This is a genomic window from Streptomyces sp. CA-251387 (assembly GCF_050936625.1).
In the GTDB taxonomy this organism is placed as follows: Bacteria; Actinomycetota; Actinomycetes; order Streptomycetales; family Streptomycetaceae; genus Streptomyces.
In genome coordinates this window covers 1,765,914-1,781,416 of sequence record NZ_JBNJMJ010000001.1, presented here as the reverse complement: position 1 = coordinate 1,781,416, position 15,503 = coordinate 1,765,914, and the positions used below count along the sequence as shown (strand labels likewise).

12 protein-coding genes and 1 pseudogene are annotated in these 15,503 nt (G+C 67.4%); 9 read left to right on the top strand and 4 right to left on the bottom strand.

Annotated features, from left to right (window positions below; translation table 11 throughout):
* Positions 1-2: 2 nt before the first annotated feature.
* A complete protein-coding gene (locus tag ACQEV2_RS07825; protein WP_433037962.1) occupies positions 3-1,481 on the top strand; it encodes a cytochrome P450 in 1,479 nt (492 codons plus the stop codon).
* Positions 1,482-1,499: 18 nt separating this feature from the next.
* Here the strand turns inward: ACQEV2_RS07825 and ACQEV2_RS07820 are convergent, their stop codons facing one another.
* A complete protein-coding gene (locus ACQEV2_RS07820) occupies positions 1,500-2,441 on the bottom strand; it encodes an RluA family pseudouridine synthase (protein ID WP_433037960.1) in 942 nt (313 codons plus the stop codon).
* Between the two features lie 367 nt (positions 2,442-2,808).
* Between ACQEV2_RS07820 and ACQEV2_RS07815 the strand changes: the two genes are divergently transcribed.
* The 4 genes from ACQEV2_RS07815 (at position 2,809) to ACQEV2_RS07800 (ending at position 8,416) form a co-directional block, all read left to right on the top strand.
* Positions 2,809-3,552 carry a 1-deoxy-D-xylulose-5-phosphate synthase N-terminal domain-containing protein gene (locus ACQEV2_RS07815; RefSeq protein ID WP_433037958.1) on the top strand — a complete coding sequence of 248 codons (744 nt, stop codon included), beginning with the start codon at positions 2,809-2,811 and terminating at the stop codon, positions 3,550-3,552.
* A 580-nt stretch (positions 3,553-4,132) separates the two neighbouring features.
* A complete protein-coding gene (locus tag ACQEV2_RS07810; RefSeq protein ID WP_433037956.1) occupies positions 4,133-5,902 on the top strand; it encodes a hypothetical protein in 1,770 nt (589 codons plus the stop codon).
* A 111-nt stretch (positions 5,903-6,013) separates the two neighbouring features.
* Positions 6,014-7,393: a cytochrome P450 gene (locus ACQEV2_RS07805; RefSeq protein ID WP_433037954.1), complete on the top strand. Its 1,380-nt coding sequence runs from the start codon at positions 6,014-6,016 to the stop codon at positions 7,391-7,393.
* An 831-nt stretch (positions 7,394-8,224) separates the two neighbouring features.
* Positions 8,225-8,416, top strand: coding sequence for a hypothetical protein (locus tag ACQEV2_RS07800; RefSeq protein ID WP_433037952.1), 192 nt, complete (start codon positions 8,225-8,227; stop codon positions 8,414-8,416).
* Positions 8,417-9,181: 765 nt separating this feature from the next.
* On the opposite strand, the gene ACQEV2_RS07795 is transcribed toward ACQEV2_RS07800, so the two are convergent.
* Positions 9,182-9,448 carry a hypothetical protein gene (locus ACQEV2_RS07795; protein ID WP_433037950.1) on the bottom strand — a complete coding sequence of 89 codons (267 nt, stop codon included), beginning with the start codon at positions 9,446-9,448 and terminating at the stop codon, positions 9,182-9,184.
* 266 nt (positions 9,449-9,714) lie between these two features.
* Between ACQEV2_RS07795 and ACQEV2_RS07790 the strand changes: the two are divergent.
* Positions 9,715-9,935 (top strand): annotated as a pseudogene (locus ACQEV2_RS07790) (XRE family transcriptional regulator); the annotation flags it as partial.
* Between the two features lie 134 nt (positions 9,936-10,069).
* On the opposite strand, the gene ACQEV2_RS07785 reads toward ACQEV2_RS07790, so the two are convergent.
* Positions 10,070-11,629 (bottom strand): amino acid permease, encoded by a 1,560-nt coding sequence (locus ACQEV2_RS07785; RefSeq protein ID WP_433037948.1) that lies wholly within the window; start codon positions 11,627-11,629, stop codon positions 10,070-10,072.
* 233 nt (positions 11,630-11,862) lie between these two features.
* On the opposite strand from ACQEV2_RS07785, the gene ACQEV2_RS07780 reads away from it, so the two are divergent.
* From ACQEV2_RS07780 to ACQEV2_RS07770, 3 genes are all read left to right on the top strand, one after another.
* Entirely contained in the window at positions 11,863-12,486 is a 624-nt protein-coding gene (locus tag ACQEV2_RS07780) for a PadR family transcriptional regulator (RefSeq protein ID WP_433037946.1), read from the top strand.
* Between the two features lie 165 nt (positions 12,487-12,651).
* A complete protein-coding gene (locus tag ACQEV2_RS07775; RefSeq protein ID WP_433037944.1) occupies positions 12,652-13,701 on the top strand; it encodes an ATP-binding cassette domain-containing protein in 1,050 nt (349 codons plus the stop codon).
* Positions 13,698-14,474 carry an ABC transporter permease gene (locus ACQEV2_RS07770; protein ID WP_433037942.1) on the top strand — a complete coding sequence of 259 codons (777 nt, stop codon included), beginning with the start codon at positions 13,698-13,700 and terminating at the stop codon, positions 14,472-14,474. The genes ACQEV2_RS07775 and ACQEV2_RS07770 overlap by 4 nt, the downstream gene beginning before the upstream one ends.
* A gap of 129 nt (positions 14,475-14,603) precedes the next feature.
* Here the strand turns inward: ACQEV2_RS07770 and ACQEV2_RS07765 are convergent, their stop codons facing one another.
* Positions 14,604-15,449 (bottom strand): siderophore-interacting protein, encoded by an 846-nt coding sequence (locus ACQEV2_RS07765; RefSeq protein WP_433037940.1) that lies wholly within the window; start codon positions 15,447-15,449, stop codon positions 14,604-14,606.
* Positions 15,450-15,503: the final 54 nt, after the last annotated feature.

Here is a 15,503-nt window from a genome sequence, read left to right as displayed (position 1 = left end):
TCGTGACGCCTGAATCTCTCTCCCCGACCGGTATGGACGAGTCCACGGTCACCCCGCCCCCCGGTTGTCCCGCGCGCGGCATCGGCCCCGGTGGGCTGCGCCGGTTGTACGGCCCCGAAGCGGAGGACCTGGGAGCCGTGTACGAGAAGCTCCGTGCCGAGCACGGCTCCGTGGCCCCCGCGCTGCTGCACGACGATGTGCCGATCTGGGTCGTGCTTGGTCACAGCGAGAACATGCACATGGTGCGCACGCCTTCGCAGTACTCCCGTGACACCCGGTTGTGGACCTCGATGCAGGACGGCACCGTCAAGCCCGATCACCCGCTCATGCCGCACCTCGCCTGGCAGCCCATCTGCTGCCACGCCGAAGGCGACGAGCATCTGCGGCTGCGAGGCGCGGTCACCGGCGCCATGTCGACCATCGACCACCGGGGCATCCGCCGCTACATCAACCGCGCGACGCAGGACCTCGTCAACAAGTTCTGTGAGGAGGGCAGGGCCGACCTGGTCAGCCAGTTCGCAGAGCGCCTGCCGGCGATGGTGATGTGCGAGATCCTCGGCATGCCCGAGGAGTACAACGACCGGATGGTGCAGGCCGCCCGCGACCTGCCCAAGGGCACCGAGACCGCCATCGCCAGCAACGCGTACATCATGGACGTCCTGATGCGTCTCACCGCTCGCCGCCGGGCCGAACCCAAGGACGACTTCACCAGCCACCTGATCAACCACCCGGCGCGCCTCAATGACGAGGAGGTCGGCCAGCACCTGCGCGTCGTCCTGATCGTGTCGTACGAGGCCACCGCCAACCTCCTCGCCAACGTGCTGCGGGTGGTGCTCACCGACCCGCGGTTCCGCGCCCGGCTCAGCGGCGGCGAGATGACGGTGCCCCAGGCGGTTGAGCAGTCTCTGTGGGACGAGCCGCCGTTCAGCACCATCCTGGGCTACTTCGCCAAGCAGGAGACCGAGCTGGGCGGCCAGCGCATCCGCAAGGGCGACGGCCTCATTCTGGGCATCGCGCCGGGCAACGTCGACCCGCGCGTCCGTCCCGACCTCAAGGCCAACATGAAGGGCAACCGCTCTCACCTCGCCTTCAGCGGTGGTCCCCACGAGTGCCCGGGCCAGGACATCGGCCGCGCCATCGCCGACGTCGGCGTCGACGCGCTGCTGACCCGTCTTCCCGACGTCGAGCTCGCCTGCGAGGAGCACGAGTTGCGTTGGCGGGGGTCCATCTCGAACCGGCACCTGGTGGAACTGCCGGTGAAGTTCGCGCCCCAGCCCCAGCAGGACGTCATGGCGCGACCGGCGCACCCGGTGGCGACACAGCGTCCCAACGACTGGCAGTTCACGCCACAGTTGCAGACAGCGGCTCCGGAGCCTGCCGCTCCGGCCACCGCTCCGGCCACCGCTCCGACGCCGACGCCCGAACCGGCCGGCCGACCAGGGGTGTTCCGGCGCCTCCTGCGCTGGTGGCGCGGTGACTGAGCCGACCGGGCACTGGGGCTACCCGGCCCACTCGTCGTACGACGACCAGGCCCGCAGCACACGCGGGCTGACGAACCGGTGCTCGGATCCCGTGATCGGATCGGTGAACTCCATTGCGCGCGCCAAAAGTTGGAGCGGGCGCCGGAAGTCACCGGCCGCCACGGGGCCGGTCACCACCGGATAGAGGGGATCGCCGAGGATCGGCACCCCCAAAGCGCTCATGTGCACTCTCAGTTGGTGCGTCTGCCCGGTACGTGGTGTCAACCGGTACCGGGCACGCCCGTTCCAGTGCCCCAGCAACTCGACCCGGCTGACGGCGTTGGGCTCGCCCTCGACCTCGCTGGCCGCCACCACCCCGCGCTTCTTGACGATCCGGCTGCGTACGGTGCGTGGCAGTTCCAGTGCGGGGTCGTACGGGGCCACCGCCTCGTACTCCTTCGCAATACGCCTGTCGCGAAACAGCGTCTGGTACGCGCCGCGCTCCTCCGGTCGCACGGTGAAAAGCACCAGCCCGGCCGTCAGGCGGTCCAGCCGGTGCGCCGCGCTCAACGTCGGGACGCCCAGCTCCCGCCGTAGCCGTGCCAGGGCCGTTTCGGCGACATGGCTGCCTCGCGGGGTGGTCGCCAGGAAATGTGGCTTGTCGGCAACCACCACGTGCTCGTCCCGGTAGAGGACGTCGACCGGGAACGGCACCCGTTCCTCGTCGGGCAGCTCTCGGTGGAACCACAAGAACATTCCCGGCACGTACGCCATGTCCCGGGGCACCGGACGCCCGGCGGCGTTCACGATCTGTCCCGCGTCCAGCATCCCGTCGATCACCTCGGCCCCAGCTGCCAGCCGGGCCACGAGATGGTCCCGCACTGTCGCCCACGCGTCCCCGGCCGGCAACCGCACTCGCACCGGATCCACCCCGTCGCGTTGCGGCAGCGGAGAGGGTGGGGGCGGAGTACGGCGTCTCATCACCATCGAGTCTACGAGGGTGGAACTGACAGGGAGGAGACGAGGCAGTACTCCCGGAGTGAGGCGGTCAGGAGCTCCGTCCGGAAAGGCTGGATCTTAAGGCGTTGTCAGACAACGAGGGGGGAGAACCCGTGCGCGCGGCGGCCGACAGCATGAACCCGCCCTGCCGACCATGCGGTGGCATAACGCCGCGGCGATCGGCGTAGCCCACGCGGAGGGCTGCCCCTGATGCCCCGGCCGTCAGAGCATGGGCGCAGTGTCGTTTCGGTCGGGGAGTGCAGAGGCGCGAGGTGCTGAGCTGCGCGCGTCCCGCGGGAGTATGTAGTGCGGTCTTCTCCGGGGGCGCACTTCGTAAATCAGTGTGTAGATGCATGCGCCTCCCTCCATGAGCTTGTGGCTGGCACAGTTGCAGAGCTCGTCCAGGTCATACAAGCGGCCTTGGAGTGGCGTGCTTGTCCTGTGGGCCGGGCGCGTGGGGGTGATGTCTGTGTACCAGAGATCGGCTGTGGGACAGGCGTTGTCAGCGTGGTGTGATCCAGCGGCGGTGAAGACCCTGTCTGCGGAGCGGCTCGTCGAACTGGCGGCCGGGAATCGCGAGTTTCGGCTGGGCATGGTCAGTGCCCTGCACATGCATCTTGGCCGGCACCTGGGCGTGGTCGAAACGACTCTCGCCCTGCACCAGGTCATCGACTGGACCAAGTATGCCCTTATCTTCGACTGGCGTAGGCGCACGACCTGGTGGCGAACTGCAACGCCTCGACCGCGCCGTCCCGCGCGGACGGGCTGGCCAAGGTCCGCCAGGTCTCCGGCGATCAGGATTGGGCGGAGGTCGCGGTCATCGGCCGCCTTGAGCACGGGCGTGCGTTCCCGACCCATGTGGCTACGCGTGCCCACACGGACTCGTCGGCTGGCTGATCGCCATGAGCGACGGCTGCCGCGGCCGCTTCCTGGGACGACCTCTTACGTGACTGTCGGCGGCATGGGAAGCGCGCTCCCATCCTCGCAGTCAGCGACGGGGTGCTCAGCTTCCAGAAGGCCAAGTCTTCCCCGAAACCCGGCATCAAAGCTGCTGGATTCACAAGGTTGCCAACATCCTCGACGCCCTTCCTGAGTCCGTTCTTTCCGGGGCGAGAAGGCGCCTCAGGGGATCTACGACGTCGAAGATCGTGATCACGCGGGCGCACGTGGTCTTGGAGAAGACGTACGGTGCGAAATGACCAAAAGATCTGCGACGATGTCGACGAACCGCTGGCCCTAGATCACTTCCCGCCCTGCACCGATCTGCGCACCAAGAGCACTATCGGGTCGATCTTCGCCACGGTCTGCCCGTGCACGAAGGTGACCAAAGCGCCAGCAGGGCGGCCGTCGTGCCCGCACCCTACCGCGTCGAACGCCTGAGACTTACACAGCCTGAACTCGCCTTTCCCTGACGTGACTTGACTGCGCATCCGGCGGCTGGGCCGGCAACTGGCCCACCGCTTTGGCCGAGACTCACCCCTACACAGCGGAGCGACCTCGGACTTACCGTCAACGCAGGTACATAGTTCAGCCCTTGACCAGCAAGGGTAATCCGGCTTTCGGAAACCGCTCTGAGGGTTCTCCTGGAGATGATGGTGAATACCGCACATGACCTGTGGGATGCGAGGGCCGCAGGCCTTGTAACCTCTGAAGCTGACGCTCTGCTGTCCAGCGTGCACACGGTCGTCAACGATGACCGCTCGGCTGGGGACGGAGCGGCAACCTATCTGGTTCGCAAGCCCGAGTACCGGCCGTACATTGACACGAAGGTGCCGTGTGACGACGAGGGGCTCCGAATGGCTGCATATGGCCTGCAGATAGCCCGCTCACCGCAGATGCGGGCTGCCCTTCAAGCCAGCCCGGCGGGCGTCACACTACGCCGGGTCACCGCGCGCCAGGCCACCCTCTGGGCCCCGGACGCCACACACGCCGCGCGGCAGATGGCGCGGCTGGGCGAAGCGTCTCCGCGCAAGGGCAATGAAGCGAAACGGCTGTGGGCGGAGTACCTCAGGCGCAATCCGGAGTCGGCCGATCTCGTCATGACCATGCGGGAGTACCTTGGCGCCGTCTTCTCCTGGACGTTCCCACGAGGTACTGGCATTCAGCTCCGGGACTTGTTCGGATCGATGCTCACCTTCACGCTGGCCGCCGACTTCGTGGGCGCAGCCGACGGGTCCGGCGTGGACAAGGAGCGTCCCTATCTCATGGCGGCCAGCGAAGGGTATGCCTGTCTCTCGGGAAAGGCTGCCAATCGCATGGCGCGGGAGATGGCTCTGGGAGCCGGTCTCACGTTCGTGAAGAATGCATTTCGATCCGCCGCCGAAGAAACCACAGGTACCAGCGATGACCAAGCCGTGGTTACCCCAGCTCAGTTTGCCGTGGCCCGCTGGTGGGAGGGATTCTTCCCGCCGCTGTTGCGCGTGACCTTCGGGACCAGCCCTTACCGGCACCTCACCGACGACGCCGGCACGTATGTCCCCGCCCTGGAATGCCAGGCCATCACCCGCGTACTGGGCAACGTCCTGCGCTACAACGATGTCATCGACGCCATACCGGACTGCGTCAACCACGAGACCGTCAACGAGTTCCTGCTTGCTCTCGCATACGGCTCCACCGAGAGCACACTCGGGTTCGCTGACGCCCTCGCCGAGGCGACTGACGCCGCGCTGGCCTGTGGCTGCGGACAGCCCGGCCACGAGGAAGCAGCCGAGCACACCATGGGCTTCACCTTGTTCTACCTCCTCGTCCCCCGCTACAACGCCCGCAGGCAACTCGTCGCACTCACCCGTGCCGGAGGCGACATCCTCCGCGCACTCGCCCCGCCTCTCCCCGGCGAACGGCTGCGCTCCACCCAGTGCAAGCTCGACCCCGGCATGGCCCTGCATACCTCTGACTGGCAGCCGAAATGGCAGCCTGGGACACGCAGCATTGACGAAACAGCCTTCAGGATCGCCCGGCGCGCCCTCATTGGACCCACAAGCAGCTCATGCATCAAGGCGGCCGCCGATGTCCTGTCCCGCTGTGACCGTGTCGACACCGCCGATTCGCTCAACTGCCTCGCCGAAGGCTGGCAACGCCTGTTCGACACCGCACTCGCCACCAACGGCATCGGTGACCTTACGTACGCGGCACCGCTGCGCGACCTCATCGGCCGCATCTGGCGGCACACCATCCTGGGTGCCCAAACCGACCAGGACGCGTTGTTATTCATCGATACCGACATCGCCATCCGCGACACATTCCGCCTCCCCGCCGATCACGGACTACGGTTGCGCCGCGCGTTCTTCGGTGTCACCACCAGCGCCGTGGAGCACTCCGGCTTCAACCCCTACCAGCGTCTGGCCAACGGCATCAGCGTTCTGTGCCGAGCAAATGAACAGAACAGGACATACGAACGGCCCAGCCCTCGACGCGTCATGAACTCGCCTTCCACGTGCCGGTAACGACTGTGCCACGACGGGCACGGCTCGTCGTCACACGCCGAACCGACTTTGGTGAGGCTCCTCGAACCTGACTCCAGCGTCCTGTCTCACATCAGCAGCTCGGGAGTGATCATGAAGGAATTGCGTTCGATCCCCGCAGCCCCTAACGCCCTTCCTGTAGCCGGTCATCTGGTGCCGCTGTTGCGTAACCCGCTGTCATTTCTCCTCTCACTACCCGTCTGCGGAGAACTGGTCCGCATCCGCGTGGGTCCCCTCACCGTGGTAGTGATCTGTGATCCGGAGCTCACCCGTCAGGCCTTGATTGACGACCGAATCTTCGACAAGGGTGGCCCGTTTTTCGATCGCGTAGCGGAAGTACTGGGGAACGCTCTGATCAGCTGCCCGTACAGCTCGCATCGTCGGCTGCGGCGACTGGCCCAGCCGGCCTTTCACTCTGGTCGGTTCCCGGGCTATGCACAGGCCATGACCTCATGCATTGACGAGGTGACTGGTTCCTGGCGTGCGGGGGAGGACATCGACGTGAATGCCGAGGCGATGACGATCACCTCCAAGATCACGACCACCGCGTTGTTCTCCGACACGCTGCCCCCGGCCGGGTTCGGTCAACTCCACGACGACATCACAACCGTCTTCGATGGGTTCTACCAGCGCATGCTTCTCCTCCCTCCGCTGGACCGGCTCCCCACCCCGGGTAACCGCGCCTACCTGCGCGCTCGCGCCCGCCTGCGCAGCACCTGCGACCAGATCATCGCCCAGCGCCGCGCCGACGGCGCCGACCATGGTGACCTGCTCTCGGCCCTGATCGCGGCGCGCGACCCTGAAGACGGCGGCCGCGGCATGACCGATGCAGAAATCAGCGACGCGATCCCTACCTTCTTCCTGGCCGGGACCGAATCCACAGCCAGCGTCCTGGCCTGGGCACTGGATCTGCTCGCCCGGCACCCCGAGATCGAGCAGCGGCTCCACACCGAGGTCGACAGCGTCCTGTGTGGCGCCCCCGCCACCCACGCCGACCTGCCACGTCTGACACTCACCGCACGCATCATCACCGAAACACTCCGGCTGTATCCACCGGGCTGGATACTCACGCGCACGGTCACCGCCGACACCCGTCTGGGCGGGCACCTGTTGCCTGCCGGGACCAGCCTCGCCTACAGCCCCTACCTCATACATCACAGGCCCGACCTCTACGATCAGCCCGAAACCTTCGACCCCGACCGGTGGGACCGAGACCGCCCCCAACCGCCCCGGCAGGCCCTTATCCCCTTCGGCACCGGCGCCCGCAAATGCATCGGCGACACCTTCGCCATGACCCAAGCCACCCTCGCCCTCGCAACCATCACTGCCCGATGGCGCCTGGAACACCTGCCCGGTCAGAAAGTCCGACCTGCCTTGGGCGCAGCATTGAGGCCCCGCGAACTACGTATGCGGGCGATGCCTCGTATCGCGACGCTCACGCCTGCCGCACACTCCTCCCAGCACAACCCGTAGAAGGGGACTTGGCACGCCACAAGATGTGCCGCTGCACATCCGGTCTCCTGAGAGGAACACCCCTGGCCAAGCAGGCCCAATTCATGGCGTGCGGCAAACCGGCGCGTCGGCCCGAGCAGCTGAAACAGGACACGGTGCTACCTGCCAGCTGGCGACGTCTTCCGGAGCGCCCGGCTGCGATGGTGTCGGAGACCTCGATGCTGATGACGCTCGCCAACAGGCACCGCTGAATGGTGTCGAATATGGCCCGTCTGGCGGGGCGGTTCGGCGGGATCCTGCTGCCACCGGACAAGAAGACGGTCATCAACGATCGTCGGCTGGCCCCGGTAAACACCGAACGCGAGGAGCTGGTCACACGGCTCCTCGCCGGACGGTGCAGGGCATGTGAGCAGACCGCACCCTGCCGACGGCCCATTGCCCCGTCCCGGTCACCGCCTTGGACGCGGTAAGCCGTCGATCATCCTGGACGAGTACATAGGCCTCTGGTCCATCACCGGGGACACCACGGCGTCCGCCATCGAGGGCGCACTGGGCGAGTCGACGGCCCCGGCCGATGAGGTGACCGCAGGGCCATCAAGTGGTTGTGGTGACCCCTTGTCCCCTCACAACCCGGCGCGACCGCCGATAGCAGCGTGGAAGTACCAGTGCGGGGGCAGCCTCGATGACCAGCGGAGATGGCCCGAAATACCCGGTTGACCTGCGGAAACTCCTCTCAGAGTTTCTCGCTGCATGGCGGCGATCCCCGCCACCATGTGCACTCGATGTGCACCTGTTCGTGTGGCGGGAATGGCGGCGCACACTAGAAGCAGAACCCCGAAGAAGCTGATCACGATGAAGATCCGCACGATCGCCCACCACCTCGGCCTGCCTGTCCGGCGCGAGCGGCAGGAGATAGCAAAGATCATCGAGGGACTCCGCCCCACCCCGGACGAGCTTCCTGACGACAAGCGGGAGCGGCTCGCCGCCGAGTGGACCAAGGTCCTCAGTGAACGCCACTGGCACCGGCCCTATCTCCGGGACTGAACGCCCTGTCGCCGCGCTCGCAGGGCAGCAGTACGACCAGCACTTATCTAGAGCCCTTCACTGCCTGCGACGATGCGCCCAAATGGAAGCTGACCTACTGGACGGGGTGACCTCAAAGCAGGCAGCAGCACGGTGATGGACAGGGCCTGTCGTTCATAGGAGCGTCGGTACCCAGTGGCAGCGCCACCTGACCGTGTGCTGTGGTCGGCCGTCAGACGGGATCAGCTTCGTTGGAGCCTGAAGGGATCGCAGGAGTCCCAGAAGTTCCGTTCGGGCCCGGCGTGGGTCCGATGGCTGGTGGCCCGAAAGGATCAATGTTTGCGGCAGGCAGGGGGTCCAAGCCCTTGTCGGCACGGAGATATTCGGCCTCAGCGCGGCGCGCCTCAGCCCGTGCCTTGATCACGGTGGCTTCCGCCTCCGCTCTGGCCTTAATTACCGTTGCGTGCGCATCGGCCTCCGCTTTGATGATCTGGGCTCTCCCTGTGTCTGCCGCCTGAGATCCCGCTCCTGAGTCCTTCGCTTTGGCACCCCATGCCCTGAAGAGCTGAGGAAGTCCCCTGTACACGGCGACAACCAGTGTCGGAACCGACACTGCTGAGAGAATCAGGCCAGGTGTGGCCTCTGGACCGAGAGAACCGCGCGAGTCGTAGGCATCAAGAACGTCCCGCAGTCCAAACCATGCCAAGCCGAACAACGTTAGAAGCACGTATGTCTCGACCACTGGCACAGCCCGAATCCTGGACACACGGCGCTTAGCCTCTAGTTCTACTTCCGCAACCTCTGCCTCATTCCCCCAGTCACGTCGTCGGAAGTGAAATTGATGGGCGGCTCGTAATACCGCATCATCACGCGTACGCCGACCCCTAGCCAGACAACAAGAATCGAGGTCAGGGCCAGTTTGGGCAGGTCCGGAGTGACGATTACCTCGTATGCTCCGAACGCCGCCGCCGCGAGCGTGATGGTGAGCAGCACTATGTCTTTCCGGTGCTGCGCCACGACCTGTGCTTCGAACTTCAGCGTCCTCGCCCCCATGCACCGAGTATGGCGGTGCCGGACCACGCGTCGGAGGGCATCAGGGGATTAACCCCCCCCATCGGGTCCCAACCAACTACACCGCCGAAGGCGGCGCCGGCCGGACCCGTGTCGAGCGATCGCCGCTCGATGTGCTCACTCATGATCGGTGCACCCCCGAGGCGTGATCGCGGATCTCGGTGGCATGACGCGCGGCCTTGCGATGTCCCCGTCGTCCATACCTGCGTTGAGCTGCTTCCAGTTCGCGGCGCACACCTTGCAGCCGGGCGCTGGAACGCAGTCCAGCAGCCATGCAGGGCGTCCACGCCTTGTGGCCGCCCTGCGGCAGGGGGGAGCGGCACGCGCTGTGAGTCCCGAACTGGTTGCACTGTACGGCCAGCGAGCGCACCTGCCGGTGGCGGTATTCGTCGATCTGATCGCCGCAGCACAGAGGTGCGTTGACGTCCTGGTCTATGCGGCCGTGTTCCTACACGAGGCCTACCCCCGTGGTATGCCTAGCAACTGGCGCAGCGGGAGCGGCTGTCAGACGGTTTCAGGTTCGACTCGGCCACTCGAAGCCGTCGATCACGCTCGACAAGTACGTCTGCTACTGGCCGACCGACGAGGACACGACCGCCGAGGCTATCGAGTCGGTTCTGGGGCGGCTGGGGCAGCGTCTCCAGCAGCGTGCACGCGTTGTGCACGCAGCAGCCGGTACAGGACTCCGGCCCCTAGCGTGACCAGCAAGAACAGCACAGTGAACCACTGGAAGTACCAGTGCCCACCCGCCGGGTCATACACCGCAGCCCGCGGCCACGCGAGGTTGACCGTCATGGCGAGCCCGTACAGCAGGGCAAGGGCGTTGACCGGGACGCCCCAGCGGCCGAGGGAGAACAGGGGGGTGCCCGTCTCGTCGGTGCCGTCGACGGTGAAGCGGCCGCGCAGGCGGGCCACCAGCAGGGGGCCGGTTACCATCGCGTACGCCAGGTACAGCATCACGATGCAGGTCGTGCCGATGGCGAGGAACGCCTCCGGTGAGGCGAAGTTGAGCAGCAGCAGGGACGCCGCGAGGACGCCGACGACCACCGCGGGCGCGGCGGGCATGCCGGTGCGCGGGTTGACCTTTGCGAGGCGGTGGGAGAAGGGGAGTTGGCCGTCGCGGGCCATCGAGAAGAGCATCCGGCAGGCGGCCGTCTGGATGGCGAGGGTCGCCACCGTGATCGCCACGACCACATCCGCCAGCAGTGCCCGGCCTACGCCGTCGCCCAGGCTGCTCGTCAGGACGTAGCTCAGGCCGTCGACCGCAAGGCGGCCGTCCGTGAGGCTGGGTGCGGCGAGCAGGCCGCCGAGGACCAGCAGGCCGCCGAGCAGGCCCGCGGCGCCCAGCGCGGTGAGGATCGTGCGGGGCGCGGTGCGGCGCGGGTGGTGCGTCTCCTCGCTCATCTCGCCCGCGCTGTCGAAGCCGATCATCACGTACGCCGCCGTGAACGAGCCGACCAGCAGCGCGCCCAACAGGCCCGACTCGGCGGCGCCTTCGGTGTGGAAGGTGATGCCGGGGGAGCGTTCGGAGTGGGTCAGCAGCAGCGCGATGATCAGGACCGCGCCGATGATCTCGGCGGTGACGCCGACGCGGTTGACCAGCGACAGCACCCGGTTGTCCAGGAGGTTCACGACCGTGGTGAGGGCCAGCAGGATCACGCCGAGCACGGCCGCGTTGGCCGCGCCGTCCGCCGAGGTCGGTGCGGGGTCGGTGCCGATCAGCTGGAAGCCGGACCAGAGCGCCGGCAGCACCATCTGCAGCGCCAGTGCGGCCGCCGCGACCACCACGATCTGCCCGATCACCATGATCCAGCCGGCGAACCAGCCGAAGGTGACGTTCGAGAGTCGTGACGACCATTGGTAGATCGCGCCCGAGATGGGGTAGCGCGCGGCCAGTTCCGCGAAGCACGCCGCCACCAGCAACTGCCCGACGAGCACCGCGGGCCAGGCCCAGAAGAAGACGGGGCCGCCGAACGCGTACCCGAAGGCGAAGAACTGGAAGACGGTCGTCAGGACGGAGATGAAGGAGAAACCCGCCGCGAACGACGCGTACCGGCCGAGGCTGCGGTGCAGTTCCTGGCGGTAGCCGAACGCGGCGAGGGCGCGTGCGTCGGGGTCGTGCGGCGGGTCGGGGCGGGTGTCGGCGGGGGCGGTGCTCGTCATGGCGGCAACCTGCTTTCGCACAGCGGCGCGAGAGTTCCTGTCGGGCGACAGAAATTAGGGACGGGCTGTTTCGTTCGCATGACGTGCTCATGTCTGGGGCGGGCCCAAGTTCTCACGGTGGACGCCGTGGGCCCCTTGTGGCAACCCTCAAACGCGATACATCGTGTCTCTTGACGCCCTCCGGCGACTCGCGATATGTTCGGCTACGGATATTCGGAAGCGAGGTGGTTGTCGTGGCGAGGAAGCGCCGCAAGCTCACCAATCCATTGGCGCTTGCCGTCATGACGACCCTCTGGCAGAAGCCGATGCATCCGTACGAGATCGCCCAGACCCTGCACAGCCAGGGCAAGGACGCCAGCACGAAGATCAACTACGGCTCGCTCTACACGGTTGTGCAGAACCTCGAGAAGCACGGCTTCGTCGAGGTGGCCGGTGTGGAGCGCCAGGGCAACCGGCCCGAGCGCACGGTCTACGGGCTCACCGACGCCGGGCGCGAGGAGATGGCCGAGTGGCTGTCCGACCTGCTCGCCGTCCCGGCGAAGGAGTACCCGATCTTCGAGACGGCGCTCTCGCTGATGGCCGCGCTGCCTCCCGACGAGGTGGTGCGGCTGCTGGAGATGCGGCTGAGCTCGCTGGAGGTGCAGGTGGCGAGCGGCCGGGGCGCGCTCGAGAAGCTCTACGAGACGCTGCCGAGGCTCTTCCTCATCGAGGTCGAGTACCAGCTGCACATGGTCGAGGCGCAGGCGCAGTGGGTCGGCGGTTTCCTCGAGGAGATCAAGAAGGGCTCGCTGCCCGGCGTCGACGAGTGGCGGCGCTTCCATGAAACGGGGGAGCTGCCGGCCGAGTTCACGACATGAGAAAGACCCCGGCAGGGCTGTTGCAGCAGCTCCGCCGGGGTCTCGAACCCCGAAACGGATCCGCCGTGCGGCAGAACCGGGTCATCGAGGTGCGGCACACCCAGGATAGCCCGGCACTCCTCACGCGGAACGATCACGAGTCCGCTCATCAGGAGAGCAGTCGTCATGAGTACTCCCAACAGGGCTACCCGTGCGCCCGCGGTCGAGGCGCGTCAACTGGCCAAGGCCTACGGCGATGTCACCGCCCTCAACGGCATGGACATCACCGTCGAGCCGGGCACCGTCTTCGGCCTCCTCGGCCCCAACGGCGCCGGTAAGTCCACCACCGTCAAGATCCTCACCACCCTGGCCCGCCCCGACTCGGGCTCGGCCACCGTCGCCGGCCACGACGTGCTGCGGCACCCGGACCGAGTACGCCGCGCGATCGGCGTGGTCGCCCAGAACTCCGGCGCCGACCCGGTCGCCACCGGCCGGGAGAACCTCCAACTCCAAGGCCGACTCTACGGCTTGAGGGGCGCACCCCTGAGCCGCCGCGTCGCGGAACTCCTCGAACGCTTCCAGCTCGCCGACGCCGCCGACCGCCCCGTCAAGGGCTACTCCGGCGGGATGCGGCGCCGACTCGACGTCGCCCTCGGTCTGGTGCACCGGCCCGAGGTGCTCTTCCTCGACGAGCCCACCACCGGCCTCGACCCCGAGACCCGCGCCGCGATGTGGGACGAGATCGGGCGGCTGGCCGGCGAGGACGGCATGACCGTCCTGCTCACCACGCACTACCTGGAAGAAGCGGACCGGCTCGCCGAGCGCATCGCGATCGTCGACCGCGGCCGGATCGTCGTGGCGGGCACCCCTGACTCCCTCAAGGGCGAACTGCGCGGCGACGCCGTCCATGTGGAGCTGCGGGCAGCGGTCGGGGACGCAGGCCGTGCGCTCCTCAAGGGTGCCCTCGGCAGGCTGCCGGGCGTGCACGAGGTGCTGGTCGACGGGCGCCGCGTCAGCGTCCGCGCCGACGAAGGAGCCGCCGCGATGCCCGCGCTCCTCGCCGCGCTCGAACGCGCCGGGGTCGGCGTCGCCACCGCGACCGTCGCCCGCCCGTCCCTCGACGACGTCTACCTTCGTTACGCCGGCCGCCGTTACTCGGAGGCCGAAGCCGAGGCCGACCGTAACGAGGGCGCCGTCCTCGCTGGAGCCGGAGCCGGAGCCGGAGGTGCGCGATGAGCACCGCCGTCGCCCAGACCTGGTACATGACGCAGCGTCAACTCATGGTGTTCGTACGGCAGCCCGCGTACGCGATCATCACCCTGATCCAGCCGGTGATCTGGCTGTTCCTGTTCGGCAGCCTCTTCAAGAAGGTCGTCGAACTCGGCGGCTTCGGCACCGGCACGTACCTCGACTACCTGGTGCCCGGCGTGGTCGTGATGAGTGCCCTCAGCTCCAACATGTGGGCGGGGATGGCCACGCTCGACGAGATCCAGCGGGGCACCCTCGACCGGTTCCTGACCACCCCGGTCAGCCGGGCCGCCCTGATGAACGGCAACGTCGTCAACAACGGCCTGGTCACCGCCCTGCAGTCGGTCGTCATCGTGCTGCTCGGCCTGCTGGGCGGCGCCGACTACCCGGGCGGCGTCGGTGGCATCGCCGTCCTGGTCCTCGCCTCGGTCCTGCTCGGGACGATCTTCGGGGCGCTGTCCAACGCGCTCGGCATGCTGGTGCAGGAGCGGGAGTCGATCATCGGCATCAACACCTTCCTGCTGCTGCCGCTGACCTTCCTGTCCTCCGCCTTCATGGCGCCGTCGCAGATGCCCGGCTGGATGCGGCACATCGCTGACTTCAACCCGCTCAACTGGGCGATGGTCGCGGGCCGTTCGGCGATGTCCGAGCACCCCGACTGGGGTGACGTCCTCCTCCGGGGCGGCGGACTGCTGGCACTTGCGGCCGCGGCGGTGTGGCTGTCGATCCGGACGTTCCGGTCCTACCAGCGATCCGTGTGAGCGCCGGGCACAGTGCCTGGGCGCAACGAAAGGGGCGGAGCCTTGGAAGGCTCCGCCCCTTTCGACATCCGCATGCCGTCGACAACCCGACCACCAGGAAGGGTTGGCAACCCGCCCCGCCCGCAAGAGCTACGCGGCCGACGCCGCCCCCTCCTGCTCCGCCTCGATCCGCGCGTTCCAGTCCCGCTTGGACGCCTGCCAGCCGTCCTCGTTGTGGCCGAGCCGCCAGTAACCGGAGATCGACAGGTCCTCACGGGGCACAGCGCGCTCGACCCGCAGCAGGTGGCGCAGCTCCTTCACGAAGTGCGCCTCGCCGTGCACGAACGCGTGCAACCGGCCGTCGGGGAACTCCAGCGCGCGCACGGCCTCGACCAGCGCCTCGCCGACGGGACGGGAGCCGCGGTGCAGCCAGACGACCTCCACATCGGAGTCGATCTTCTGCTCCTCCTCGGGGCCGGAGACCTCCACGAAGGCGTACGCCGTGGTGCCGTGGGGCAGCGACTCCAGGGAGCGGGCGATGGCGGGCAGCGCACTCTCGTCACCGACGAGCAGATGCCAGTCGGCGTCCGGAGCGGGGGCGTAGGCGCCGCCGGGGCCCATGAAGCGCACGGTCTCGCCCGGCTGTGCGCGCATCGCCCAGGGCCCGGCCAGGCCCTCGTCGCCGTGGAGCACGAAGTCCAACGTCAGTTCACGGTGCTCGGGGTCCCAGGCCCGCACCGTGTAGGTCCGCGTCACCGGCCACTGCTCGCGCGGCAGCTCCTCGCGGATGCGCTCCAGGTCGAAGGGCTCGGGGTAGCTCACGCCCTCGGGGGAGAACAGGATCTTCACATAGTGGTCCGTGCAGGTGTCCGCCGCGAAGTCGGCGAGCCCCTCACCGCCCAGCACCACACGCTGCATGTGCGGGGTCAGCCGTTCGGTACGGATGACCTGCGCGGAGTGGGGCTTCCGCGGCTTGCGGGCAGGGCGTAGTGCCATCACTGGCCTCCCTCGTTCCAAGCTTAGGTTTACCTAAGTTAGCACCTCCGCCCG